The organism is Achromobacter sp. 1011791174 (assembly GCF_059760925.1).
On sequence record NZ_JCBANH010000045.1, the window covers coordinates 24322 to 48434 of the forward strand.

General features: G+C 67.6%; 22 protein-coding genes. 5 read left to right on the forward strand and 17 right to left on the reverse strand.

The features are described from left to right. Nucleotides 1-28 precede the first annotated feature (28 nt). The 3 genes from AC6LJ5_RS16700 to AC6LJ5_RS16710 form a co-directional block, all read right to left on the reverse strand. Nucleotides 29-1159, reverse strand: a complete 1131-nt coding sequence (locus AC6LJ5_RS16700; protein ID WP_103272588.1) for a CaiB/BaiF CoA transferase family protein — start codon at nt 1157-1159, stop codon at nt 29-31. A 180-nt stretch (nt 1160-1339) separates the two neighbouring features. Continuing rightward, complete coding sequence (locus AC6LJ5_RS16705) at nt 1340-2317, reverse strand: Bug family tripartite tricarboxylate transporter substrate binding protein (protein WP_498141064.1); 978 nt, start codon at nt 2315-2317, stop codon at nt 1340-1342. Nucleotides 2318-2375: 58 nt separating this feature from the next. Continuing rightward, nucleotides 2376-4076: an acyl-CoA dehydrogenase family protein gene (locus AC6LJ5_RS16710; protein ID WP_498141074.1), complete on the reverse strand. Its 1701-nt coding sequence runs from the start codon at nt 4074-4076 to the stop codon at nt 2376-2378. A gap of 115 nt (nt 4077-4191) precedes the next feature. Here AC6LJ5_RS16710 and AC6LJ5_RS16715 point away from each other — a divergent pair, with 115 nt between their 5' ends. After that, on the forward strand, nt 4192-5097 hold the full coding sequence (locus AC6LJ5_RS16715; RefSeq protein WP_392411449.1) for a LysR family transcriptional regulator: 906 nt from the start codon (nt 4192-4194) through the stop codon (nt 5095-5097). A gap of 45 nt (nt 5098-5142) precedes the next feature. Here the strand turns inward: AC6LJ5_RS16715 and purU are convergent, their stop codons facing one another. From purU to AC6LJ5_RS16745, 6 genes are all read right to left on the reverse strand, one after another. After that, a complete protein-coding gene (gene purU / locus AC6LJ5_RS16720; RefSeq protein WP_103272592.1) occupies nt 5143-5997 on the reverse strand; it encodes a formyltetrahydrofolate deformylase in 855 nt (284 codons plus the stop codon). Nucleotides 5998-6032: 35 nt separating this feature from the next. Next, nucleotides 6033-7145, reverse strand: coding sequence for an NAD(P)/FAD-dependent oxidoreductase (locus AC6LJ5_RS16725; protein WP_498141065.1), 1113 nt, complete (start codon nt 7143-7145; stop codon nt 6033-6035). A gap of 49 nt (nt 7146-7194) precedes the next feature. Continuing rightward, complete coding sequence (locus AC6LJ5_RS16730) at nt 7195-7719, reverse strand: flavin reductase family protein (RefSeq protein WP_103272594.1); 525 nt, start codon at nt 7717-7719, stop codon at nt 7195-7197. A 102-nt stretch (nt 7720-7821) separates the two neighbouring features. Then, nucleotides 7822-8451, reverse strand: a complete 630-nt coding sequence (gene pdxH / locus AC6LJ5_RS16735) for a pyridoxamine 5'-phosphate oxidase (RefSeq protein ID WP_498141066.1) — start codon at nt 8449-8451, stop codon at nt 7822-7824. A gap of 160 nt (nt 8452-8611) precedes the next feature. Then, on the reverse strand, nt 8612-9271 hold the full coding sequence (locus AC6LJ5_RS16740) for a gamma-glutamylcyclotransferase (protein ID WP_103272596.1): 660 nt from the start codon (nt 9269-9271) through the stop codon (nt 8612-8614). A 2-nt stretch (nt 9272-9273) separates the two neighbouring features. Next, on the reverse strand, nt 9274-10485 hold the full coding sequence (locus tag AC6LJ5_RS16745; protein ID WP_369869757.1) for an MFS transporter: 1212 nt from the start codon (nt 10483-10485) through the stop codon (nt 9274-9276). Between the two features lie 468 nt (nt 10486-10953). Between AC6LJ5_RS16745 and AC6LJ5_RS16750 the strand changes: the two genes are divergently transcribed. Genes AC6LJ5_RS16750 through AC6LJ5_RS16760 form a run of 3 tightly spaced genes read left to right on the forward strand, consistent with a single transcriptional unit; the run spans nt 10954 to nt 15475 of the window. Next, entirely contained in the window at nt 10954-12123 is a 1170-nt protein-coding gene (locus tag AC6LJ5_RS16750) for an efflux RND transporter periplasmic adaptor subunit (protein WP_498141067.1), read from the forward strand. A gap of 2 nt (nt 12124-12125) precedes the next feature. Continuing rightward, on the forward strand, nt 12126-14084 hold the full coding sequence (locus tag AC6LJ5_RS16755; RefSeq protein ID WP_103272598.1) for a MacB family efflux pump subunit: 1959 nt from the start codon (nt 12126-12128) through the stop codon (nt 14082-14084). Between the two features lie 20 nt (nt 14085-14104). Then, on the forward strand, nt 14105-15475 hold the full coding sequence (locus AC6LJ5_RS16760) for an efflux transporter outer membrane subunit (protein ID WP_498141075.1): 1371 nt from the start codon (nt 14105-14107) through the stop codon (nt 15473-15475). Between the two features lie 43 nt (nt 15476-15518). Here AC6LJ5_RS16760 and AC6LJ5_RS16765 read toward each other — a convergent pair whose 3' ends face one another. The 5 genes from AC6LJ5_RS16765 to AC6LJ5_RS16785 form a co-directional block, all read right to left on the reverse strand. After that, on the reverse strand, nt 15519-15860 hold the full coding sequence (locus AC6LJ5_RS16765) for a hypothetical protein (protein WP_498141068.1): 342 nt from the start codon (nt 15858-15860) through the stop codon (nt 15519-15521). A 319-nt stretch (nt 15861-16179) separates the two neighbouring features. Next, the gene (locus AC6LJ5_RS16770; RefSeq protein ID WP_498141069.1) at nt 16180-17256 is read right to left on the reverse strand and encodes an HlyD family secretion protein; all 1077 of its coding nucleotides are present in this window, start codon (nt 17254-17256) and stop codon (nt 16180-16182) included. A 190-nt stretch (nt 17257-17446) separates the two neighbouring features. Beyond that, nucleotides 17447-18928: a TolC family protein gene (locus tag AC6LJ5_RS16775; RefSeq protein ID WP_498141070.1), complete on the reverse strand. Its 1482-nt coding sequence runs from the start codon at nt 18926-18928 to the stop codon at nt 17447-17449. Beyond that, nucleotides 18921-20120, reverse strand: a complete 1200-nt coding sequence (locus tag AC6LJ5_RS16780; RefSeq protein ID WP_392411442.1) for an ABC transporter permease — start codon at nt 20118-20120, stop codon at nt 18921-18923. The genes AC6LJ5_RS16775 and AC6LJ5_RS16780 overlap by 8 nt, the downstream gene beginning before the upstream one ends. Continuing rightward, the gene (locus AC6LJ5_RS16785; protein ID WP_392411441.1) at nt 20113-20844 is read right to left on the reverse strand and encodes an ABC transporter ATP-binding protein; all 732 of its coding nucleotides are present in this window, start codon (nt 20842-20844) and stop codon (nt 20113-20115) included. Before AC6LJ5_RS16785 ends, AC6LJ5_RS16780 begins: the two co-directional genes overlap by 8 nt. Before the next feature lie 224 nt (nt 20845-21068). On the opposite strand from AC6LJ5_RS16785, the gene AC6LJ5_RS16790 reads away from it, so the two are divergent. After that, on the forward strand, nt 21069-21926 hold the full coding sequence (locus AC6LJ5_RS16790) for a tRNA threonylcarbamoyladenosine dehydratase (protein ID WP_498141071.1): 858 nt from the start codon (nt 21069-21071) through the stop codon (nt 21924-21926). Nucleotide 21927: 1 nt separating this feature from the next. On the opposite strand, the gene AC6LJ5_RS16795 is transcribed toward AC6LJ5_RS16790, so the two are convergent. Genes AC6LJ5_RS16795 through AC6LJ5_RS16805 form a run of 3 tightly spaced genes read right to left on the reverse strand, consistent with a single transcriptional unit; the run spans nt 21928 to nt 24063 of the window. After that, nucleotides 21928-22239, reverse strand: a complete 312-nt coding sequence (locus tag AC6LJ5_RS16795) for a non-heme iron oxygenase ferredoxin subunit (RefSeq protein WP_498141072.1) — start codon at nt 22237-22239, stop codon at nt 21928-21930. A gap of 16 nt (nt 22240-22255) precedes the next feature. After that, nucleotides 22256-22729 carry an aromatic-ring-hydroxylating dioxygenase subunit beta gene (locus tag AC6LJ5_RS16800; RefSeq protein ID WP_103272602.1) on the reverse strand — a complete coding sequence of 158 codons (474 nt, stop codon included), beginning with the start codon at nt 22727-22729 and terminating at the stop codon, nt 22256-22258. Nucleotides 22730-22782: 53 nt separating this feature from the next. Continuing rightward, nucleotides 22783-24063, reverse strand: a complete 1281-nt coding sequence (locus tag AC6LJ5_RS16805; protein ID WP_498141076.1) for an aromatic ring-hydroxylating dioxygenase subunit alpha — start codon at nt 24061-24063, stop codon at nt 22783-22785. Nucleotides 24064-24113 lie beyond the last annotated feature (50 nt).

A 24113-nucleotide genomic window follows, 5' to 3' on the forward strand; every position in this document is an offset into this window, starting at 1 on the left:
GCCGCGCACGCGGCCCTGCGCCGCGCCGCTAGCCGGCCTCTGGTTCCAGGCCGCCCAGCGCCGGCGGCAGCCTGCGCAGCCTGGCGGGCGTGCGCGACAGCTTGATCGGCGAGCCCACGCCCCGGTAGTCGCCCTGTTCCAGCAGCATGCCGCGATGGCGGGTATGCGGATGGGCCAGGGCCTGGTCCACGGTCTGCACGGCGGCGGCGGGCACGCCCGCGCGCAGCAGCCGGTCCGCCAGCGCAGCGGCCTCGTGCGTCGCCAGCAGCGCCGACAGGGCGTCGCGCAAGGACTGGCGGTTGGCCAGCCGGTCGGCGTTGGCCGCGTAGCGCGGGTCTCGCGCCAGTTCGGGCGCGCCCAGCGCGGTGGCCAACTGCGCGAACTGGCGGTTGTTGCCCACGGCCAGGAAGATCGGGCCGCTGGCGGTGGGCAGCGTTTCATAGGGCGCGATGTTGGGATGCGCATTGCCGCTGCGGGCCGGCGTCTTGCCGCTGTAGAAATAGTTGGGCGCGTGCGGGTGCAGCAGCGACAGCGCGCAGTCGTACAGCGTGATGTCCAGGAACTGCCCCAGGCCGCTGCGCGCGCGCTCGTTCAGCGCCAGCAGCACCGCCACGGCCGCGTTCAGGCCGGTGACCATGTCCACCACGGGCAGGCCGACGCGGGTGGCTTCGCCATCGGCCTCGCCATTCACGCTCATCAGGCCGCACATGGCCTGGGCGCAGGCGTCGTAGCCCGGCAGGCCGCCCAGCGGCCCGTCGGCGCCGAAGCCGCTGACGCGGCAATGGATCAGCTTCGGGAACGCCTGGCTCAGCGTCTCGTAGCCCAAGCCCCATTTCTCCAGCGTGCCGGGCTTGAAGTTCTCGACCAGCACGTCGGCGTCGGCCAGCAGCGCGCGCAGCAGCTCCTGGCCCGCCGGCAGCGACAGATCCAGCGCCATGCCGCGCTTGTTGCGGTTCACGCCGATGAAGTAGGACGCCGTCTCGCCCAGGAACGGCGGCCCCCAGCCCCGAGTTTCGTCGCCGCCCGGCGGCTCGATCTTGAGCACGTCGGCGCCGTGGTCGGCAAGAATCTGCGTGCAATACGGACCGCCCAGCACGCGGGACAGGTCGATCACCGTGCAGCCGGCAAGCGCGCCGGCGTCGGAAAGCTTGGGGAACATAGGTACTCGCTGGTTCGTGGTCAGTGTTGCTTCCCTGGGGAGCAGATGCGTCATGCGCCTGCCGCCACACCCCCGGCGCTCCGCACCCAGCGGCTGTCCCAAGATCGGGGCAGCGCGGATCCGGCTCCGCCGGTCCGCAGCTGCGCCCCCTGGGGGGAAGCGCGCAGCGCTCGGGGGGGCTCAATCTATAGAGACGTTGGCGCTTTTGATCAGCGCGCGCCATTTGGGCACTTCCTCGGCGATGAAGCCCGTCAGCGCGGCCGGACTCTGGTCCTGCGCCGCAACGATGCCCTGGCTTTGCAGCGCCTGTTTCACGTCGGGGTCCGCCAGCGCCGCGCGGAACGCCTGGTTGAGCTGGTTCACCGTCGCGGCCGGCGTGTCCTTGGGCGCCACGATGCCGAAGAACACGCTGACGTCATAGCCATTCAGCCCCTGTTCCGAAATGGTGGGCAGGTCGGGCAGCGCGTCCGAGCGCTGCGCGCTGGCCAGGCCGATGGCGCGCAGCTTGCCGGCCTTGATGTGGGGCAGCGCCGTCAGGATGTCGGTGAAGGACATGGATACCTGGCCGCCGAGCAGGTCGTTCAGCGCCGGGCCGGTGCCCTTGTACGGGATGTGCATGATCTGCGTGCCGGCCATCTGGTTGAACAGGATGCCGGCCAGGTGCGAGGACGCGCCGTTGCCCGACGAGGCGTAGCTGAGCTTGTCCGGGTGCTGCTTGGCGTAGGCGATCAGCGCCTGCACGTTGGTCGCCGGTACCGAGGGATGAACCACCAGGATGTTGGGCAGGTGGCCGATGCGGATGACGGGCGCGAAGCTTTTCTCGGGGTCATAGCCCTGGTTCTTGTACAGGCTGATGTTGATCGCCAGCGGGCCGGAGGTGCCGAACAGGATGGTGTAGCCGTCGGGCTTGGCGTGCGCCACATATTCCGAGCCGATGTTGCCGCCGGCGCCGGCGCGGTTCTCGACGATGACGTTCTGGTTCAGCGGCTGCCTGAGCTTTTCGGCCAGGCGGCGCGCCATCGCGTCGGTCGGGCCGCCGGGCGGGAAGGGCACGACCAGCGTGACGGGACGCGTGGGGTAGGCGTCGGCGGCGGACGCTGGCGCGGCGGCGGTGAGCGTGGCGCTGGCCAGCAGCAGCGGGATGAGCAGGCGTTTCATGGTTGTCTCCATTGTGGTGGCGCGCCGGCTGTGCCGCCGGCGTCGTGGGCGCGCGGTGCTACAGCGCGTATTGCAGGATGGCGGCGCAGTCGGCGCTTTCGTTCGCGGGCGCCGAATACGGGTCGCGCGCGGCCAGGCGATGCCGCAACACCAGGTCGGCCAGGACCGCGCGCGTTTCCAGGCCCGGCTCGCGGGCTTCCCGGCGCAGGGCGGCGATGGACACGGCGTGATACAGCAGCGTCGCCGCCTGCCGCGCCAGTTCCGCGCGGTTGCCCTCGGCCGCCATGGCGGCGAACGCGAAGCTGCGCTCGATGGCGTCCTGCTGCGTGGCGGCCAGCGCGTCCGTGCACGGCACGCCTTCGGCCAGCAGCCGGTCGACGTGGCGGCGCAGGGCCGGCAGCGAGTTTTCGCGGTTGATGGCGCGCAGTACGTCCAGCGCGACGATGTTGCTGGTGCCTTCCCAGATCGAGCCCAGGTGCGCGTCGCGCACCAGGCGCGGCTCGGTCCATTCCTCGATGTAGCCGCAGCCGCCGCGCACCTCCATCGCGTCGCCGGTGACCTTGCGGGCGTCGCGGCAGGCGCGGAACTTGATCAGCGGCGTCAGGATGCGCGCCAGCGCCGGGTCCGCGCGGCCCTGGTCGGCCTCGGCCAGCGCGCGCGCCGTCTGGAACATCACGCTGCGGGCCTGCTCGGCCCAGACCGTCATCTTGGCCAACTGGCGGCGCATCAGCGGCATGTCGATCAGGCGCTGGCCGAAGGCGCGGCGCTGCTGCGAGAAGTAGACCGCCTCGGTGACGGCGCGGCGCATCAGGCCGGCCGCGCGCATGCCGTTGGACAGGCGCGAGTTGTTGATCATGTCGGCCATCTGCTTGAAGCCGCGGCCGCGCTCGCCCACCAGCCAGGCGGTGGCGCCTTCCAGGCGGATCTCGCCGCTGGCCATGGAGCGGGTGCCGAGCTTGTCCTTCAACCGCAGGATGCGGTAGCGGTTGCGGCTGCCGTCGTCCAGCTCGCGCGGCAGCAGGAACAGCGACACGCCCTTCAGGCCGGGCTGCGTCTCGCTGCGCGCCAGCACCATGGCGAAGCCGGCGTCGGGGTTGGAGCAGAACCACTTGTCGCCGCTAAGACGCCAGCTGCCGTCCGGCCGCGCCTCGGCCACGACCTCGGTGGCGCTGACATCGGAGCCCGCGCCCTGCTCGGTCATGAACATGGCGCCCTGGCGCAGGCTGTCGAAGTCCAGGCTCGTGACCTGCGGCAGCACCTTGTCGACGAGTTCCGGCGCGCCGAACTTGCGCAGCGTGCGCGCCAGCGAATCGGTCATGCTGACCGGGCAGCACAGGCCGAACTCGGCCTGCACGAACAGATGGCTGAGCGCGTACTTGGCCGCTGCCGGCATGGGCTCGGGCCAGCCCAGCGCGCCGCCGCGATGCGACAGCGCGGCCAGGCCGAATTCGCTGTAGGCCAGGCGCTCCAGCTCGACGTAGGCCGGGTGCTTGTCGATGCGGGATTCGTCGGCCCCGGCGCGGTTGCGCACCGACAGCGTGGGCGGATGCCTGTCGGCGTCGGCGGCCAGCTCGTCCATGCGGCCGCCGGCCAGCGCGCCCAGCCGGTCCAGGTGCGGCAGCAGGTGCGCGTGCAGCGCCGCAGGCAGGTACAGGCGGCTGAGCGCGGCCGCGTAGGGATCGGCGCGAAACAGGTTCAGGCCGCGCGAATCGGGCACGGGCGTGGCGGCGGTCGGCGGGGCAGGCATGGCGGTGTCCATGGGGCGGTCCTGGGCAGCGGAGGGATGCTGCATGGTGCGCGGCTGGATTAATCTATGCAAATACTTGATTTGTCTGGATTGATCCAAAAAAAATATTGATGATGGGAGACAGGCGATGGACCTGGAACCGCGCCTCTTGCGCTATTTCATCGCCGTGGCCGAGGAGCGGCATTTCGGCCGTGCGGCGGCGCGGCTGCATATTTCCCAGCCGCCGCTCAGCTATGCCATCCGCCAGCTGGAGCAGGGCGTGGGGGCGCGCCTGCTGGAGCGCACCAGCCGCCAGGTGGCGCTGACCGAGGCGGGCAAGGTGCTGTACCGCGAGGCTCAGGCGCTGCTGCGGCAGGCCGAGGACGTGCGCGTGCTGGTGCGGCGCGTCGATGCCGGGCTGCGCGGGCGGCTGCGCATCGGCTTCGTCGGTTCGATGCTGTACCGCGGCCTGCCGGCGCTGTTGGCGGCCATGCGGGCCGAGCTGCCGGAGGTGGAGCACGTGCTGGCCGAGCTGAATTCCCATGACCAGATCGAGGCCGTGCATCGCGGCGAGCTGGACCTGGGCTTCATCCACGCCAACCCGTTACCCGAAGGCGTGCAGGCGCAGGACCTGGTGGCGGAACCCTTCGTCGTCTGCCTGCCGTCCGGCCATGCGCTGGCGCGGCGCGGCAGCCTGGCGCTGGTCGAGCTGGCCGGCGAGGACTTCGTGTTCTTCGCGCGCGCGGCCTCGCCCAGCTATTACGAGACGGTGCTGTCGCTGTGCGTGACGGCCGGCTTCACGCCGCTGGTGCGGCACGAGGTGCGTCACTGGCTGAGCGTGGCCGCGCTGGTGTCGCAGGGGCTGGGGGTGGCGATCGTGCCGGCCTGCCTGTCGCGCAGCGGGCTGGCCGGCACGCGCTTCATCGGCTTCGAGCACGAGGCGCGCTCGGTCAGTCAGGCGATCTGGCCGGCCGGGGGCCGCACGCCGTTGCAGGAAAGCGCGATGCGGCTGGTGATGGCGCGCATGCCGACGTTGCGGCCTGAAGCGGGCTAGGGCAGGGCCGGAAGGGCAAGGCCGCCGCCGGCCGGATCCGCGCGATCAGCGGAAGACGACGGTCTTGTTGCGGTTCAGCAGGATGCGGTGTTCGACGTGGCTGCGCACCGCGCGCGACAGCACCAGCGATTCGATGTCGCTGCCCACCTGGGTCAGATCGGCGGCCGTCATGGTGTGGTCCACGCGTTCGATGTCCTGGTCGATGATGGGGCCTTCGTCCAGGTCCGAGGTCACGTAGTGGGCCGTCGCGCCGATGATCTTCACGCCGCGCGCGTGCGCCTGGTGATAGGGGCGCGCGCCCTTGAAGCTGGGCAGGAAGCTGTGGTGGATGTTGATGGCGCGGCCGTTCAGCGCGCGGCACATGTCCGCCGACAGGATCTGCATGTAGCGGGCCAGCACCACCAGGTCGATGTGCTCGCGGGCCGCCAGGTCCAGCACCTGCTGTTCTTGCTGCGCCTTGGTGTCGGGCGTGACGGGCAGGTGGTGGAAGGGGATGCCGTAGGTGGCCGCCAGCGGCGCGTAGTCGTTGTGGTTGGAGACGATGGCCGCGACTTCGGCGCGCAGCTGGCCGCTGTGCACGCGGAACAGCAGGTCGTTCAGGCAGTGGCCCTGCTTGCTGACCATGATCAGCAGGCGCGCCTTGCGGCGGGCGTCGTGCAGTTGCAGGTCCATGCCGAACTCGGCCGACAGCGTGTCCAGGCGCGCGCGCAGCGCATCGGGCTGGATGTCCGACGGCAGGTCGAAGTGCACGCGCAGGAAGAAGCGGCCGGTTTCGTCGTCGCCGAATTGCTGGGAATCCAGGATGTTGCAGCCCAGTTCGAACAACAAACCGCTGACGCGATACACGATGCCCGTGCGGTCGGGGCAGGACAGGGTCAGGATGTAGTCGTTGTGCTGCATGGTCTGGAGGATGCGTGGATGAAAGGAAGGTCGGATCAGGCGGCAGCCAGGCGCGCCAGGGTTTCGTCGGCCAGGGCCAGGCTGGACGTCAGGCCGGGGGATTCTATGCCGAACAGATTGACCAGGCCGGGCACGCCGTGGTCGGCGGGGCCGGCGATCATGAAATCGGCGGCCGGCTCGCGCGGGCCGGAGATCTTCGGGCGGATGCCAGTGTAGCCGGGCGCCAGCGCGTGGTCGGGCAGGGCGGGCCAGTAGCTGCGTACCGCCTCGTAGAACACGTCGGCGCGGGCCGGGTCCAGGGTGTAGTCCTCGCTGTCGACCCACTCGGTGTCGGGACCGAACTTGGCCTGACCGCCCAGGTCCAGCGTCAGGTGCACGCCCAGGCCGGCGTGCTGCGGAACGGGGTAGATCAGCCGCGAGAACGGCGCGCGGCCGGACAGCGTGAAATAGCTGCCCTTGCACAGGTAGCTGGCGGGGATGCTGGCGGCCGGCACGCCGTCGATGCGGCGCGCCAGCGCCGGCGCCTGCAGGCCGGCCGCGTTGATCAGGGTGTTGCAGCTCAGGCGCATCGCGTCGGCGCCGCCGAATCGCAGCTCGAAGCCGCCCTCGGGCCGCACGCGCCCGGATTCCAGCGGCGTGTGGAACACGCACTGCGCGCCGGCGTTCTCGGCGTCGCCCTGGTAGGACAGCATCAGGGCATGGCTGTCGACGATGCCGGTGGATGGCGACAGCAGCGCGGCGGTGCAGCGCAGCGCCGGTTCCAGCCGCATGGCCTCTTCGCCGGAAATGTATTGCAGGTCGTCCACGCCGTTGGCGCGCGCGCGCCGGGCGATGTCCTCCAGCTGGGCCGCCTGGGCCGTGTCGGTGGCCACGATCAGCTTGCCCAGGCGCTTGTGCGGCACGCCGCGCTCGGCGCAATAGGCGTAGAGCAGATGCTTGCCGCGCACGCACAGCCGGGCTTTCAGGCTGCCGGCCGGGTAATAGATGCCGGCGTGTATGACTTCGGAGTTGCGCGAGCTGGTGCCGGTGCCGATGGCCTCGGTGGCTTCTGCCACCAGCACCTCGCGTCCGCGCAGCGCCAGGGCCCGCGCGATCGCCAGGCCGACCACGCCCGCGCCGATCACGACGCAGTCGATGTCGGCGCTCATCGGCGGGCTCCGGCGGCGGACAATGCCTGTGCGCGAGAGCGGCGGGTCGTCATGGCGTTTTCCTGGCGGCGTGGGCGCCGGCGGGGGTGAGGTCGAAGCCGCCGGCATGGAAGACCAGCGGCGGCTCGCCGCTGTGGCCGCAGCGCTCGACTTCGCCGACCATGATGACGTGATCGCCTTCGACGTAGCGGCTGCGGTTGTGGCATTCGAACCAGGCGGCGCAGCCGCCGTCCAGCATCGGCGTGCCGCCCGGCGCCCGCGCCACGGTCAGGCCGTTGAAGCGGTCGGGCGTCCTGCCGGTGGCGAAGCGGCGCGCCAGCGCGATCTGGTGGGCGCTCAGCACATTGACGACGTAGCGATCGCAGCGCTCGAAGGCTTCCCGCGACGACGAGCCGCCGGACAGGCTCCACAGCACCAGCGGCGGATTCAGCGACACCGAGTTGAAGGAGCTGACCGTCAGCCCGATGGGCGCGCCATCGGCGTCGGCGGCGGTGACCACCGTCACGCCGGTGGCGTAGCGTCCCAATGCGGTGCGGAAGAAGGCGGCGTCGAAGTCAGGCTTGGAAACAGTCATGTAAGTTCACGGCGGCGCCACCCTTATCGGGGCAGCGCGGATCCGGCTCCGCCGGTCCGCAGCTGCGCCCCTGGGGGAAGCGCGCAGCGCTCGGGGGGGCCTCTACGGCGATAGGCGTTCGATCTTCCAGCCGGCGCCGTCGGGGACGTAGCGCAGGCGGTCGTGCAGGCGCGACGGGCGGCCCTGCCAGAATTCGAAGGCGGTGGGTTTCAGGCGGTAGCCGCCCCAGTGCGGCGGGCGCGGCGGCTGGTCGCCGTAGCGGGCGCGGAATTCCTGCTCGCGGGCTTCCAGTTCTTCGCGCGTGATGGGCTGGCTCTGGCGCGAGGCCCAGGCGCCGATCCGCGAGCCGGCGGGCCGGCTGTGGTAATAGGCGTCGGATTCCTCGGGCGCGACCTTTTCCACCACGCCCTCGATGCGCACCTGGCGTTCCAGCGGCTGCCAGAAGAACAGCAGGCAGGCGCGCGGCTCGGCCAGCAGGTCCGTGCCCTTGCGCGATTCGTAGTTGGTGAAGAAGGTGAAGCCGCGCTCATCGTAGCCCTTGATCAGGACGATGCGCGCGCTGGGCTGGCCGCTGGCGTCGACCGTGGCCAGTGTCATGGCATTGGGTTCGGGCACCTTGGCGGCCTGGGCCTCGTCGAACCAGCGGGAAAACTGTTCCAGCGGCGAAGCGCTGGCCTGGCTTTCCAGCAAGACGTTCTTTTCGTAGCTTTGACGCAGATCGGAGACGGACATGGGACTTTGATTCAGCGTTGATGACAGGGAGTTTATACCGCCCGGGCGGGCGCTCCCCTATTGACCCTGCGCAGGGCTTGCTCATATCGGGCGCAGGCGGGAGCCGGCCTGTCCGGCGCCTGTTGCCGGATTGCGTCGCGCCGGCGTGTCCGGGCCGCCGTCAGGCCGTCTCGGGCAGCGCGTGGCTGTCGGCTTCCAGGCGGCGGGCGATGGCGTCCAGCCGGGAATCATGGATGCCCGCCGCGCGCAGCGCCTGGGCGGTCTGCACCACGTATTCGGTGCAGGGGCCGTAGCGGCCGGAGGCCCGGCGCACGATGGCCAGCAGCTCCGGCTCGGGCAGGGCGCGGATGTAGGCCGGGTTGTCGCGGTTCATGACGAAGACCAGGGCACGGACCTGTCCGGCCTCGGTGCTGCAGTTGATCCAGCGCGGCAGATAGGCGCCGGTGGACATCTCGCGGTCCCACAGCGCCGGGAAATAGTCGGGCACCTGGTCGCCGGCCAGCCGGTAGGCCACGCCGCGGCAGGAGCCGCCCCGGTCCAGGCCGAACACTAGTCCGGGGCATTCCGGCGTGCCCCGATTGACCCGGGACCACAGGCACAGCGCCCGGTGATGGCCGTGCAGCGTGGCCAGCCGCCGTTCCTCGAAGGCGAAATCCGGGCGCCAGATCAGCGAGCCGTAGCCATAGACCCACACGTCCTCGCCCTTGCGCCAGTGGCGCAACGCCTCGTCCAGCGAGGCCTGGCGCTCTTCACGGGTCCAGAGCCGGAAAGGCAGGCTGGCGCCGGAAACGCCGGCGTCTTGAGTGGCGGGGGACTGCATGGTTACGGTTTGGCGTCGGTTTCGAGCGGCGGATTGCGGTTCGCCCAGCCTCCCGCCATCAGGGCCACCGAATAGGCCCAGAACAGCGGCGCGACCCCGATCACCGAGCCGAGCGCGCCGAACGTGAGCGGCAGCGACACCTGGGATCCGTTGATCAGCGCCATGCGCAGGCCCACGGCTTCGGCCGCGCGGCCGGGCGGGGAGTGCTGGTGCAGCAATGCAAGCATACTCGGTTGGCAGCATCCCAGCGCAAGCCCCAGGATGAATGACAGCACGATCAGCACGCTAACGTCGCTGAACAGCGGGTAAAGCAGGAAGTCCACGGCCGCCGTGGCCATGGCCGCGCGCACCAGGGTCCAGGAACGGACCCGGCGCTGGATCAGCGGCAATACCAGCCGGATGACGAAGGTTGCCGCCGCGAACGACGCCAATATGATGCCGATGGTGGTGGCCGACAGACCGATCGCCACGCCGAAGATGGGCACCACGAACAGATGCGTGTCCCAGGCGCCGGACAGGATGGTGTTGACCATCAGGATGCGGCGCAGGGCCGGCACCGCCAACAGTTCGGTCACGCGGCGGCGCTCGGCTTCCTTGGCGCCGGCCAGCAGCTGGGAGTTGATCGCGGCGAGCTGGCGCCGCAGCAGGTACAGGCCGCCAGCCGACAGCAGCGGACCCAGCGTCAGCAGCCCGAAGGCCAGCCGCGTGCCCAGATGGTCGATCGCCAGCCCCGCGATCAGCGGCCCGGAAAAGCCCGAGCCGGCCAGCGCCAGCGACATCAGGGAGAAGTTGCGCAGCCGTTGCGTGGGTTCGGCGTGGCCGAGCAGGTCCTGGGTGGCGACCTGGTGCAGCATGAAGCCGATGCCAATCGAACAGGAGGCGATCAGCAGCGCCGCCTGGGTCTGGGAAATGAAGGGCAGCGCCGTGCCGACGGCGACCAGCGCCGTGCCGATGATCAGCGGGCGCTGCACGCCGACCCGGTCCACCCAGCGGCCGGCGCGTACCGAGAACAGCATGGGCAGCACGGCGAACACCGCCACCAGCGTGCCGACCTTGAAGGTCGACAAGCCCATCTGCAGCGCGGTCAGGGACACGGTGATGCGCCCGCCGGTCAGGGCCACATGGTTCATCATGGCCAGCAGGCAAAGCAGCGCCGCCCCGGAAAATTCCGGGGAAACAGGCTTGGAGGAGGGGGAGCGATGAGAGGTAGACACGGCGTAACTTGGATTCATTCTGTCGGCATCGTCGCGCTATGTCGAGGCGAGGATGTTTTGCGCTGCCGCAAATACTTTGTCAGATGCGTAACAAGATAGGAGCCATCTAGCGGCCAAGTCGCGCCGTTAGGCGGCAGGTGCGCGCAAGATGGCGGCACGTTCGCGGCAAGGCCATGGGCCGCCGGGCCGCCGGGCGCGCCGTCCAGGCTGTATCGTTCTCGCAACGGAACAATCCGGCGGGGCCGGCGGCCCCGCAAAACAGGCCGGGCGGGCGGCTTTACCGATCTTCACCCTTTTGAGACACATTGCCGGTTCTTTGGATGCCCGATGTGTTTAGGATGTGGGGGACATAAGGAAGCCAGGATCAATGAACCGCAACGCCCACGTATCATCCGCCCTGCGCACCGCATGCGCCTGCCGTTCCCTGCCGGGGCGCGCCCTCCGTTCCGGGACGGCGGCAATATGAAGATGAAGCAGCCTCGCAGCAAGCTCGCGCGCTACGGCCTGATCGCCGGCGTCCTGCTGGTCGTGGCCTACGGCGTGCATGCGGCATTCCTGTCGTCTCCCCCGCCGCCGACCTTCGCGTCCGCCGAGGTCACACGCGCCGACCTGGAGGACAGCGTGCTGGCCAGCGGCACCATCGACGCCATCGAGCGAGTCAGCGTCGGCGCCCAGGTGTCCGGCCAGCTCAAGTCGCTGAAGGTCGCGCTGGGCGATCGCGTCCAGAAGGGCCAGCTGGTGGCCGAAATCGACGACATGACCCAGCAGAACGAGCTGCGCAACAAGCAGGCCGCGCTGGAAATGCGCCGCGCCGCCCGCACGGCCAAGGTCGCCACGCTCAAGCAGTCCGAGCTGGCCTATCGCCGCCAGCGCCAGATGCTGGCGGCCGACGCCAGCTCGCGCGAGTCCTTCGAGTCGGCCGAGGCCACGCTGGCCGTGACGCGCGCCGAGATCGCCTCGCTGGACGCCCAGATCGTGCAGGCCGAGGTCGACGTGGACATCGCCAAGGTCAACCTGGGCTATACGCGCATCGTCTCGCCCATCGACGGGGTGGTGGTGGCCGTGATCACCAAGCAGGGGCAGACCGTCAACTCCATGCAGAGCGCGCCCACGATCATCAAGGTCGCCAACGTGGCCACCATGACCATCAAGGCGCAGATATCCGAAGCCGACGTCACCCGCGTCAAGCCCGGCCTGCCGGTGTACTTCACCATCCTGGGCGAGCCGGACGAGCGCTATCACGCCACGCTGCGCGCGGTGGAGCCGGCGCCGGACTCGATCCAGAAGGACGAGACGACGGCGTCACTGACGTCCGCCTCCGGCAGCGCGACCAGCGCGGCGATCTACTACAACGGCCTGTTCGACGTGCCCAATCCCGACGAGCGGCTGCGCATCTCCATGACGGCGCAGGTCTTCATCGTGCGCGGCGAGGCCAAGGACGCCATCGTGGTGCCGTCCTCGGCGCTGGGCAAGCGCGGCCAGGATGGGCGCTACGCCGTGCGCGTGGTCGGCAAGGACAACAAGACCGAGGAGCGCCAGGTGCGCATCGGCATGAACAACAATGTGCGCGCCGAGGTGCTGGAAGGGCTGCAGCCCGGCGAGCGCGTGGTCACGGTCGATTCGGTCGCGGGCCATTGATCATGGGCAGTCCCCTGATTTCCCTGTCTGGCGTGCGCCGGGAGTTCCCGGCGGGCGAGCAGACCATCGCGGTGCTCAAGAACGTCGACCTGACCATCGAGGCCGGCGAGATGGTGGCCATCGTCGGCGCGTCCGGCTCGGGCAAGTCCACGCTGATGAATATCCTGGGCTGCCTGGACCGCCCCACCAGCGGCGACTACCGCGTGAGCGGGCGCAGCACCGGCGAACTCGACCCCGACGAGCTGGCCGAATTGCGCCGCGAGCACTTCGGCTTCATCTTCCAGCGCTACCACCTGCTGGCGGACCTGAGCGCGACGGGCAACGTGGAAGTGCCGGCGGTCTACGCCGGCAAGCGGCGCGAGGCGCGCCACCAGCGCGCCGGCGAATTGCTCGGGCGCCTGGGCCTGGGCGACCGTACCGATCACCGCCCCGGCCAGCTGTCGGGCGGCCAGCAGCAGCGCGTCAGCATCGCGCGGGCGCTGATGAACGGCGGCGAGATCATCCTGGCCGACGAGCCGACCGGCGCGCTGGACACGCACACCGGCCAGGAAGTGCTGCGCATCCTGGAAGAGCTGAATGCCGCCGGCCACACCATCATTCTGGTCACGCACGACATGAACGTGGCCCGCCATGCCCAGCGCATCATCGAGATCAGCGACGGCGAGATCGTGTCCGACCGCCGCAATCCCGATGCCCCGCGGCGCGAGGCCGAGCGCGAGGCGCCGGCGGCCATGCCGCGCCGGCCCGGCTGGCAGGCCTATCTGGATCGCTGCGGCGAAGCGCTGCGCATGGCGCTGCTGGCCATGAACGCGCACCGTCTGCGCACCTCGCTGACCATGCTGGGCATCATCATCGGCATCGCCGCCGTGGTGTCGGTGGTGGCGCTGGGCGAGGGTTCGCGGCGCAAGATCATGGACGACATCGCCGAGATCGGCACCAACACCGTCGAGGTCTTCCCCGGCAAGGACTTCGGCGACGAGAAGGCGGCGCAGATCCATACCCTGCTGCCGTCGGACGCCGATGCGCTGGCGCGCGAGAGCTACGTCGACAGCGTGACGCCGGAAGTCGGCACCACCAGCACGGTGCGCTATCGCAATGTCTCGGTCAACGGCTCGATCCAGGGCGTGGGCGAGCAGTTCTTCCGCGTGCGCGCATTCAAGCTGGCCCAGGGCAAGTTCTTCGACGAGACCGCCGTGGCGCGCCGCGCCCAGGAGGTCGTGATCGACGACAGCACGCGCCGCAAGCTGTTCGGCTCGCATACCGACCCGATCGGCCAGGTGATCTTCCTGGGCTCGATGCCGGCGCGCGTGATCGGCGTGACGCAGAAAAAGGACACGGTATTCGGCAGCAACGAGACGCTGAACGTCTGGATTCCCTACACCACGGCGCTGTCGCGCGTGCTGGGCCAGCGCCATCTGCGCAGCATCACGGTGCGGGTCAAGGACGACGTGCCGCCGGTCGCCGCCGAGAAGGCCATCGTGCAGGTGCTGACGCGCCGGCACGTGACCAAGGATTTCTTCGTGTTCAACACGGACGCCGTGCGCAAGACCATCGAGCGCACCACGGCGACCATGACGCTGCTGGTGTCCATGATCGCGCTGATTTCGCTGATGGTCGGCGGCATCGGCGTCATGAACATCATGCTGGTGTCCGTTACCGAGCGCACCCGCGAGATCGGCGTGCGCATGGCGGTCGGCGCGCGGCGCGGCGACATCATGCAGCAGTTCCTGATCGAGGCCGTGCTGGTCTGCCTGATCGGCGGCATGGTCGGCATCGCGCTGTCGCTGGGGCTGGGCGTGCTGGTGTCCAAGGCCACGGGCGGCTCGTTCCGCATGATTTATTCCTCGGCGTCGATGGTGGCGGCGTTCACCTGCTCCACCCTGATCGGCGTGTTGTTCGGCTACCTGCCGGCGCGCAACGCGGCGCGCCTGGACCCCGTAGAGGCCCTGGCCCGGGAATGAGGACGATGAGAGTTTCCATGATGCACAAACCGGCGGCGTTGGCGCTGCTGCTGGCCCTGTCGGGTTGTGGCGGCCTGCTGCGCACCGACTACCAGCGACCCGAGGTCCGGGAACCCGCGGCCTGGACGCGGGCGTCGGGTGAGTCCGCCGCTGGCGCGCTGGCCGAGGGCGGCGCCTGGTGGCGCAATTTCAACGATCCCGAACTGAACCGGCTGGTCGAGCTGGCGCTGGCGCGCAACAACGACCTGGCTGCCGCCGCGATCCGGCTACGGCGCGCGCAGTATCAGGCCGGCCTGGCCGAGGACAAGCTGATACCGCAACCGGGCGCGTCCGCCAAGCTGAGTCAAAACCGCAACCTGTACGGGGACCGGGCCATCTCTCGAAGCAATGGCGTCGAGCTGACCGTCAGCTATGAAGTCGATCTGTGGGGCAAGCTGTCGCGCCAGCGCGATGCCGCGCAATGGGAGGCGCTGGCTACCGGACAGGACCGCGAATCGACGGCGCTTTCGTTGGTTGGCACCACCGCCACGTTGTATTGGCGGACGGCGTTCATCAATCAGCGCATCTCCACCAGCGAAGAGAGCATCGCCTATGCCCGCCGCACTCAAGACCTGGTGCGTGCGCAGTATCGGGCGGGCGGCGCGTCGGCGCTTGAGCTGGCTGAGGCGGAGCAGGCCGTGGCTAGCCAGCAGGCCGCGCATGCCTTGCTGGTGCAGCAACGCGTGGAATTCACCAATTCGCTGACGATACTGTTTGACGGCCCGCCCGATCGCAGCATGGCCGACCCGACTCGCCTCCCACGGTACCCGCTGCCCGAGGCGCGCGCCGGCGTGCCCGCCGATCTGCTGGGCCGCCGCCCTGATCTGCGCGCGGCGGAGTTGCGCCTGCGCGAAGCGCTGGCGAACGTGGATGCCAGCCGCGCCAGCCTTTATCCGCCCGTGACATTGACAGGCGCGATAGGCAGCGCGAGCCCGACCCTGTCGAATATGCTGCAAAACCCGGTCGCCTCGCTGGGTGTGGGGCTGACGCTGCCGTTCCTGCAATGGAATCAGATGCAGCTGAACATCAAGATTTCCAAGACAAACTACGAAGAGCGAGTCGTCAAATTCCGCCAGGCGTTGTATCAGGCGATGGCGGATGTGGAAACCGCATTGTCCAACCGCACGCAGCTGCGCTTGCAGGCCGAACAACTGGAGGCGTCCTTGCACGCCGCGCGCGAGGCCGAGCGCCTGTACGAGGTGAGATACCGCGCGGGTGCGGTGCCGCTGAAGGACTGGCTCGACGCGCAGGAAAAGCGCCGCACGGCGGAGATTGCCAGGGACGAAAATCAGTTGAACCGCCTGGTGAACCAGGTGACGGTTTACCAGGCGCTCGGCGGAGACGACGTCTAGGCCTGAGCCGGGACGCGCTCCGCCGGGAATCCCACAGGCGGATTTACTCCCATTCCACGTAGATCATGTGGTTGCCCGTATACGTGGGCTGGGCGGGGTAGGTGCCGCCATTGAGCTTGACCCGGACGATGAAGGAGCTGGAGGCCTTGTAGCCACCGAAGTGAGTCGTGCGGGACTGGAGATTCTTGGAGACGTCAAAGCAGCGCGACGTGCCCGGCAGCATGCAAATTTCGTAGGTCGCGCTGGTATTGCCGTTGCCGTACGGGCTCAGGTCCCACGACAGATACGTGATGACCGCGTTGGCCGGCGGCGTGTAGGACGCGAAGAAATTGGAGCTGTTGACGTAGGTGTTGGGAGTGTTGACGACGGGGGCCGGATTCAACATCACCCAATTGCCGGCGGAGGCAGGCAGGGAAACGCCTGCAAAAAGGATGCCAAGCGAGAGTGCGACGATTTTCTTCATTCTATATTCCAGTTGCTAGTTTATAGGTGAGGCGCGCAAATGCAGGAACATCGTCCGATATCCAGATGCTGCCTGGCGTATGCGGTTGCGGTATTCCTCAATTGATAACGGCGCTTATCTGGAATTATTTAGATCGCACGGCAATATTAAATGGGTCAGTAATTTTTTTGGATTATTCAATGTGCTCAGTCGACAATATGTTCTCGCATGGTGCTAAGCGCCGCCGCGATTAACGTCTCGTTCATTCGGCGTCATCGGGTACTTCGACGTAGCCGGCAGGAACGCCGAATACTTCGACGCCCGCGGTAGTAGCCCGTCCTGCCGTCACGGCGATCCGGCGGCCTGGCTGTTCTGCGGTGTCGCGGTGAACCACCGTCAGGTCGTCGCCAATGCGGGCCAGCGCTGCAGCGGGCACGACCACGGCCTGATCGTTCCGGTAGGTGATGATCGACAGCCGGGCGCTCATTCCCAGCCGTACCTTAGCTTGCTGCTCGATGGTCAAGAGGGGAAGGCTCACGGTGACCAGGTAAGAGGCGCCAACGCCCTGCGTGTCGTTGGTGATGGACTGCCGGCCCACTGCCGAGATGCTTCCTTGCAGGACAAGGCCCTCGAAGCCATCGCCGCTGACTTCCACGGGCAGTCCCTCTCGCAGTTGATTGACGTCCGCTTCGTCGACCTTGGCGATCGCCTTCAGGTGTTCGACGCTGGCCAGGCCAATGAGCGGTTGGCCGGGCGTGACGCGGGAGCCGACCTGGACCGGCGCCATCGGCGCGGCGGTCGCGGGGCCGGGCACGTTCACCGCGACGCCGGCAAAGGGAGCCTTGATCGTGCGCCGTTCGCGGGCAGCCGCCAGATCGCCATGTTTGGCGGTGGCGTTGGTCAATTCCATATCGGCAATCTGGAGGTTCTCGCCCTGGCCGCGCGCCAGCGTGCTTGTCAGTTCGGCCTGCGCCGACGCCAGGTCCAGCCGCTGTTGCCTCGCCTGCTGGTCCAGCGCGTCGACTTCCATGCGAGGCACGATGCCGCGATCCAGTAGGCTTCTGGTTTCGGCCAGCTTGCGTTCGGTATCGGCCAGGCCCATGCGCGCCGTCGCCACGGCGCGCCGTGCGCGGCCCACTTCCTGGCCACTCTCCCAGCTTGCGAGATCCTGGACGGCGCGCTTCGCCTTCAACAGCTCCGCCAGCGCCTGGCGCACCTGCACGTCCAGCTGGGCGGTGTCCAGGGTGTACAGGAGCTGATCGCGCTCCACACGCTGTCCCACCGTGATCCGCTTGTCCTGGATGGTGCCGTCGAAGGGGGCGCTGACGGTCAGAGTCATGTCCGCCTCCAGCCGTCCGACCAAGCCCAGGCGCAGGGTCAACGGTTCGGGCCGGACCAGTTGCCAATGCGTTCCGGGCGCGGTTGCCGGGGGGGCCGGGCGCCAGGGCGACCAGGCGGCCAAGGCGAGTCCGCAGAGTGCCGCGGCGGCGGCACCGATCGCGGCGGTTCGTTGCCAGTCGAATCGAGACTTAGTCATTGAGTGCGATATCCCAGCTCTTCAACGTCATGCCCAGCCGCTGATCCAATTCCGTCTGCGCATTCAGATAACCAATCAGGGCGTTCAACCGCGCATTTTCGGCGTTGCGCAGGTCGGTTTCAAAGCTGAGCACCTGAAAGTTGCTGGAGCGGCCCGCCTGGAGCTTCTCGCGTTCAAACTCCAGTTTCTTTCTCGACAGGTCGCGTGCGCGCCCGGCAATCTCGTACTGTCGCCAGCGCGACCGTACATCGCGGATCGCATTTGCCACCTCGCGCTCCAGTTGCTGTTGCGCTTCCTTGATGCGGACAGCCTGGGTGTCCACGTTGACTTTCGCCTGCACTTCGCCTTGGCGCGTGGCGGGGTTGCCGATGGGAACCTCGATCTGAATGCCGGCATAGCTTTGCCAATTCCGATTGGCGCGGCCCTCGTATCCTCCACTGAACTGGTCCCGCGCCTGATTCGCGCCGCCCACCAACGAGACATCCCACAGGCTGTTGTTGCGCGCCACAGTCAGATTGATTTCCGCCTGCTCTCCCGCGATGACCTGGCTGAGATAGTCCGGTTGGTGTTCCAGTGCGAGTCGCTGCGCTTCCAGCTCGTTGATCTGCAAGGGTTCTGCTTTCGGGGTGTCGCTGGCCTTGACGGGATTGCTCAAATCGAGCGCGAGCAATTGCAGCAACGCCAGCCGGCTTGCCTCCACCTGATTGCGAGCTTCTTCCACCCCCAGTTCCTGATTCGCGGTGTCCGCCTCTGTCTGGATGATCTCGAATTGCGCCATGCGGCCGGCGGCGATCAGCGCCTTGTTGATGTCCAGCAGTTGCCGGGACCTGGCCAGGGAATCGCTGGCGATGGTCAATTGTTCCTGGGTGCGCAGCAGGTCGCGATACGCAAGGATGATGCGGGTGACCGTCCGGGAAACCGTGGCCTGCAGCCCCAGCCGATTGTTCTGTTCCATCAGGCGCGCCAGCCGGACGGGCGCGGTTGCCACGTCGTGGCCCGCGCCGCGTAGCAAGGGCTGTATTACGGTGAAGGTCACGCCGTTCCTGCGCTGATTGCCGTACCGGTCGGAGCGATTGATCTGGGAGTTCCAGCTCAGGCTGAATTGCGTGCCGATCGGGCTGACCATGCGGGCGACCGGCGCGATCACGCCCTCGCGGGTGCCGTCATCGCTGCCTTTGGTCGCCACATACCGCCCGCCGAGTACCAGCTTGGGATTGAAATAGTCTTCGGCGACGCGCAGATCGTACTTTTGGGCGATGCGGTTCAGGTAAGCGCTCTGTATGGTGCGATTGCCACGCAATCCGAGAAACACAGCGTCGCTCAGGCTGAGGTCTATCAGCCTTCCGTTCAACGATGTCGTCGCGGGCTGGCGCAACGTCGCGCGCGAAGGGGTAAAGGCATCTTCTGCCCAGGCCGGATGCAGGATCGTTGCGCCGGCAAGCAGGCAGCCGCAAAGCAGTCGGACTTCAAGCATCGCGCAGCGCCTCGACCGGATGGAGCCTTGCCGCGGATACCGCGGGGTGAATCCCGAAGAAAACACCAATCAGGAGCGAGCTTCCCACCCCAAGGGGCAGGGAGTAGGGGGCCAGTGAGAACGTCCAGCCCGAGTACCGCGAGAAAGCATAGGCGCTCAATAGTCCCAGCAAGGCGCCGAGTAGCGCGCCGGCAATGGACAGGGCGCCCGCCTCGAGCAGGAACAAGGCACGGATGTCCCTGGGGCGCGCGCCCAGCGCCAGACGGACACCGATTTCCCGGCGTCGTTCCGCGACGTTCATCAGCATGACATTCATGACTCCCACACCGCCCACCAGCAAGGAGATGCCGCCCAGTCCGGCGAGCAGGTATGAAAACGTATCGGCCTGATGCTTCAGGCCGTCCAGCAGCTGCCTGGGTATCTGCACATCCACCGGGCGGCCTCCCAGCTGGTCTTGCAGATACTGTTGAAGATCATGGGCCGTCACCGCCAGATCCGCGGCGGGGTCGGCTCTGGCCAGGATGCTGCCGACCTCCGGCGAGGAATGCAGGCGTCGGAGTCCATCGATGGGCACCATGATGGACAGGTCCGCCATGATCGGTATCAGTGAATTGGGGGCGAGATTGCGGGTGACGCCGATGACGTCGAAAAGATAGGATCCGATCTGCAGGCGGTCGCCAGGCTGCAGCGGGCGGCCTTCTCCTCCGAGCTCCCGCGCGAGTTGCGCCCCGACGACGGCGAAGGTGCTCTTTTGGTCGAATTCGGACAAGAAGCGTCCCGTTGCCATGGTCAGATTGATGACCGGCGCCAGATCCGCGGTCGCGCCGATCAGCCTGGCGTGCGCGGTCTTGCCGCCATGGCGGACGGTAGTCGCGAAAAAGGATAATGGCGCGACACGTGACAGCGCCGGCACCGCTTGGCGCAAGGCGGCGGTATCCAATGTGGCTGGTAGCGGGCGCGCGTTCTGGACGATGGGAAAGTTCACCACCAGCCTGTCGGTGCCCATCTGCCTGAACGCGCGCATGACGTCTTCGGCCGCATTGTGTCCGATGTTGAGCAGCGCGATGATCGCCGCGCTGCCTACCATGATGCCCAGCAAGGCGAGAATGGACCGCCGGCCCAGCGACCGCAGGCTGTGGACGGCCTCATCCAGCAACCATGCGAAGGACGGGCCATGCGTGATGTCAGGCATGGGCGGCGACCGGCGCCTGGCCGGCTTCAAGCACTGCTCCGGCCCTGACCTGCAGCCGTCTCTGGAACAGGCTGGCGAGCCCGGCATCGTGCGTGACCATGATGAGCGTGACGGCATGCTCCCTGTTCAGGTCGAGCAGCAATGTCATGATGTCATGGGCGGTCGCGCTGTCCAGGTTCCCCGTGGGCTCGTCCGCCAGGATCACGGAGGGATTGCAGATCAGCGCGCGGGCGATCGCCACCCGTTGGCGCTGGCCGCCGGACAGGTCGGCGGGGCGGTGGCCCGAACGGTCGGCCAGTCCGACCCGTTCCAATTGCTCCGTCGCCAGTTCGCGGGCCTGGCCACGGGGCATGCCGCGGTAGGCCAGGGGCAAGGCCACGTTTTCCAGCGCGGTGAGGCGCGGCAGCAGGTTGAATGCCTGGAATACAAAGCCGATGTGCTGATTGCGGATCCGGGCCCGTTCGTCCGGCGCAGCGCGCAGCATATCCTGGCCGTTGAAATGGAAACGGCCAGACAATGGGGGATCCAACAGCCCGAGTATGTTCAGCAGCGTGCTCTTGCCCGATCCGGAAGATCCGAGCAATGCGCAAGTCTGTCCCCTGTGGATGGTCAGGCTCACATTGTGGAGGACCGGGACGAGCCGGTTTTCCATCCGGTAAGACTTGCCTATGGCCTCCAATGCAATCAGGGCGGGTTGGTCAAGGATTCTTTGCGTGCCGGTCAAAGTCTGTCCCACGCGTTAAGGCGTTGCGCCAACGATAACCGCGGGGCGCGCGCCACAATCGGCGGAAGTGCGGCAAAGTTCGGCCGTTTTTGCAGTGGCAGTGGATTATCTGCGTTCGACAATATGGTTTGAACAATAAATGCTGGCAGGCGCCGGAACATAATCCCGGTGCATATTGCGTGGTCCCGTGGGGGAGTGGCTGCCGTCTGCCCTAAAATAGGCCCATGACCTCGCTCGAATCCCCCGGCGATACCGCCAACCTCGACCGCCGCTTCGGCGGTCTTTCTCGTTTGTATGGACAGCAGGCGCCCGCGCGCCTTCAGGATGCCCACGTCGCCGTGGCCGGCCTGGGCGGCGTCGGCTCGTGGACGGTGGAGGCGCTGGCGCGCTGCGGCGTCGGCGCGCTGACGCTGATCGACCTGGACCACATCGCCGAATCCAACGTCAATCGGCAGATCCATGCATTGACGCAGACGTTGGGCCAGTCCAAGGTCCAGGCCATGGCCGAGCGGGTTCAGGCCATCAATCCGCAATGCGTGCTGACCCTGGTCGACGATTTCGTCTCGCCCGAGAATGTGGCGCAGGTGCTGCCCGGCCCCTATACCGTCATCATCGATTGCACCGACCAGGCTGCGGCGAAGATCGCCATGATCCTGCAAGCGCGCGCGCTGGGCGCGCCCATGCTGCTGTGCGGCGGCGCGGGCGGCAAGACCGATCCGCTGGCGCTGCGCGCCGGCGACCTGTCGGCGGCGGTGAACGACGCGCTGCTGTCCAAGCTGCGCAACAAGCTGCGCAAGGAGCACGGCTTTGCGCGCGCGTCCGATCGCAACGGCAAGGCGCTCAAGCGGGTGCCGAAGATGGGTGTGCATGCGCTGTGGTTCGACCAGCCCGCCATCCTGCCCGACGCCTGGACCCGTCCGACCGAAGGCGAGGACGCGGTGGGCGCCGCCGGCCAGGCCATCGCGCCGCAGGGCCTGTCCTGCGCCGGCTACGGCTCGGTGGTCACGGTGACGGCGGCCATGGGCATGGCCGCCGCCAACGAGGCGCTGCGCCTGGCGCTGAGCGCGCCGGCGTCGGCCTAGCCTACAAGGCTACGAACACGATCCCGTCCTCGATCCGGACGGGGTGGGTGACCAGGTTTTCCCTCAGCGGCGAACACAGCGCGCGCCCGTCGCGCACGTCGAAGCGGCCCTGGTGCAGCGGGCATTCGATCTCGTGGCCCATGAGAAAGCCGTCGCACAGCCTGGCATTGCCGTGCGTACAGAGGTTGTCGGTGGCGTAGACCTCGCCGTCCACGCCGTACAGCGCGATTTCCCTGCCGCCGGCCGTCACGGCGATGACGTCTTCGTCCGGCACGTCGGCCCGCGCGAGGGCCCTGGTCCATTCTGTGCTCATGCGTTCTGGCTCCTGGTCAGATCGGATAGATGAGGGAGTTCGGAATCAGCTCGCTGTCGAAGATGCACAGGCGCGATTCGAATTTCAGGCCGTCCGGCGTGCGCCGGATCACGTCCTCGTATCGCCCCACGTTGTAGACCGTGGTCAGCTGGTTCGGCTTGGTGCGGAACACGGCATAGCTGGCTTCGGACACGATGCGCCCGGCATCCACCGACAGCACGCGCGGCGCGCCGACCACATGGCGCTGGTAGTACGGGTCATGGAAGATGGTGTCGGTCGCGCCGTAGACGCGGTCCTTGAGCATGCCGCGGCTCTCGAAGGACATCGTCGCCAGCGGAAAACCCCGTTCGTGATTCTCGCGCGGCACCACTTTGTAGACGCAGTCCTCGACAAAGAAGTCGGGCCACTTGTCCCATTCCCCCGCGTCCAGCGCCGCTGCATAGTCGGCATAAAGCTGGCCGATCTGCCAGTACAAGCCAAAGTCAATCATGTTCAGTCATCCCCGGCGCAAAGCGCCACAAGGCAAGAAGAAACGCGCCCCACTCAGGCAATACCGTCCTCATCCGGGCAGCGCGGATCCGGCTCCGCCGGTCCGCAGCTGCGCCCCTGGGGGAAGCGCGCAGCGCTCGGGGGGGCCATCCTTTTTTTCCAGTATTGGTACATGCCGCGTATCAGCGTCTCGGTGACCATGTGCTCCGTGTTCTCGGCGGTCTTGCCGCCCAACTCCGCCACGCTGCGGTGCCAGGGCTTCTGCGCGAAGCCGGCCTGCGAGAACTCGATCACCTCGCCGTCGTCGGCAGACACGAAGCCGGCCGGGCCGAACAGATTGGCCTGACGCAGGCGCCGCCGCGTCATTTCCGGACTGTCCTCGGCGAAGCCGAAATGCGTCCAGACGAAGTCGAAGGCGTCATGGCCGACGGGCTGGATGTGGCGGGTCGACAGGGAATTGACCTGCTGCTGGATGATGACGCTGGGGAACAGCGTCATCAGCACGGCGGTCGGCCCGTTCCACCAGGGCTCGGGCACGATGTCCAGGAAGCGGTCGTCGTTCAGCGACATCTGTTCCTTGAAGCTCGACACGCCGCTGGTGACGCTGCCCTTGCCGCCCTGGCCGCGCGTGGAGATCATCGCGGCGTGCCGAAAATGCCGGTCCATCTTCAGTTCCGAGCGGTTGTCGGCGCGCCACAGACCGAAGGTGACGAACCAGGTGTGCAGCAGGCCGGGGTGATAGGGATCCTTGATGTTCTCCTGCATCAGCTTCCAGTTGCCCGGGATGCGCTGGCGGCTGTAGCCATGGATCACCAGCTCGCGGCCATCGAAGACGCGGTCGAAGTAATGCAGGATGTCGGGTCCCAGGTAGTCCTCCAGCGGCTCGACCTCATGGTCGAATGACGCGAACACCACGCCGTTGCGGCAGGCCACCGCCAGCTTGGTCAGGCCGTGTTCCTCGGGCTTGAAGTCCGGCGGCATGCCGCCGTTGACCTTGCCGTCCTGCTTGACGCCGCGCCGGAACGGCACGCCGATCAGGTTGCCCTGCAGGTCGTAGTTCCATTGGTGATACGGGCAGACGAACTCGCTGCGGTTGCCGTGGCGCTCGCGGCAGAACTGCACGCCGCGATGCGCGCAGACGTTCTCCACCACGCGCACCTGTCCATCCTGGTCGCGCAGCAGGATGACCGAGCGTTCGCCCACGGCGGTGCGCTTGAAATCGCCGGGCTTGGGGATCTCGGCTTCCAGGCCGACATAGCTCCAATGGCCCTGATAGAAAAAACGCTCCAGCTCGCGCTGGTGCAGGGCCGCGTCGGTGTAGACGGCGAAGGGAATGCGGTGGGCTCCCTCTTCGGGCCAGGACGGCGACGCGCCGGCCGGCGCGT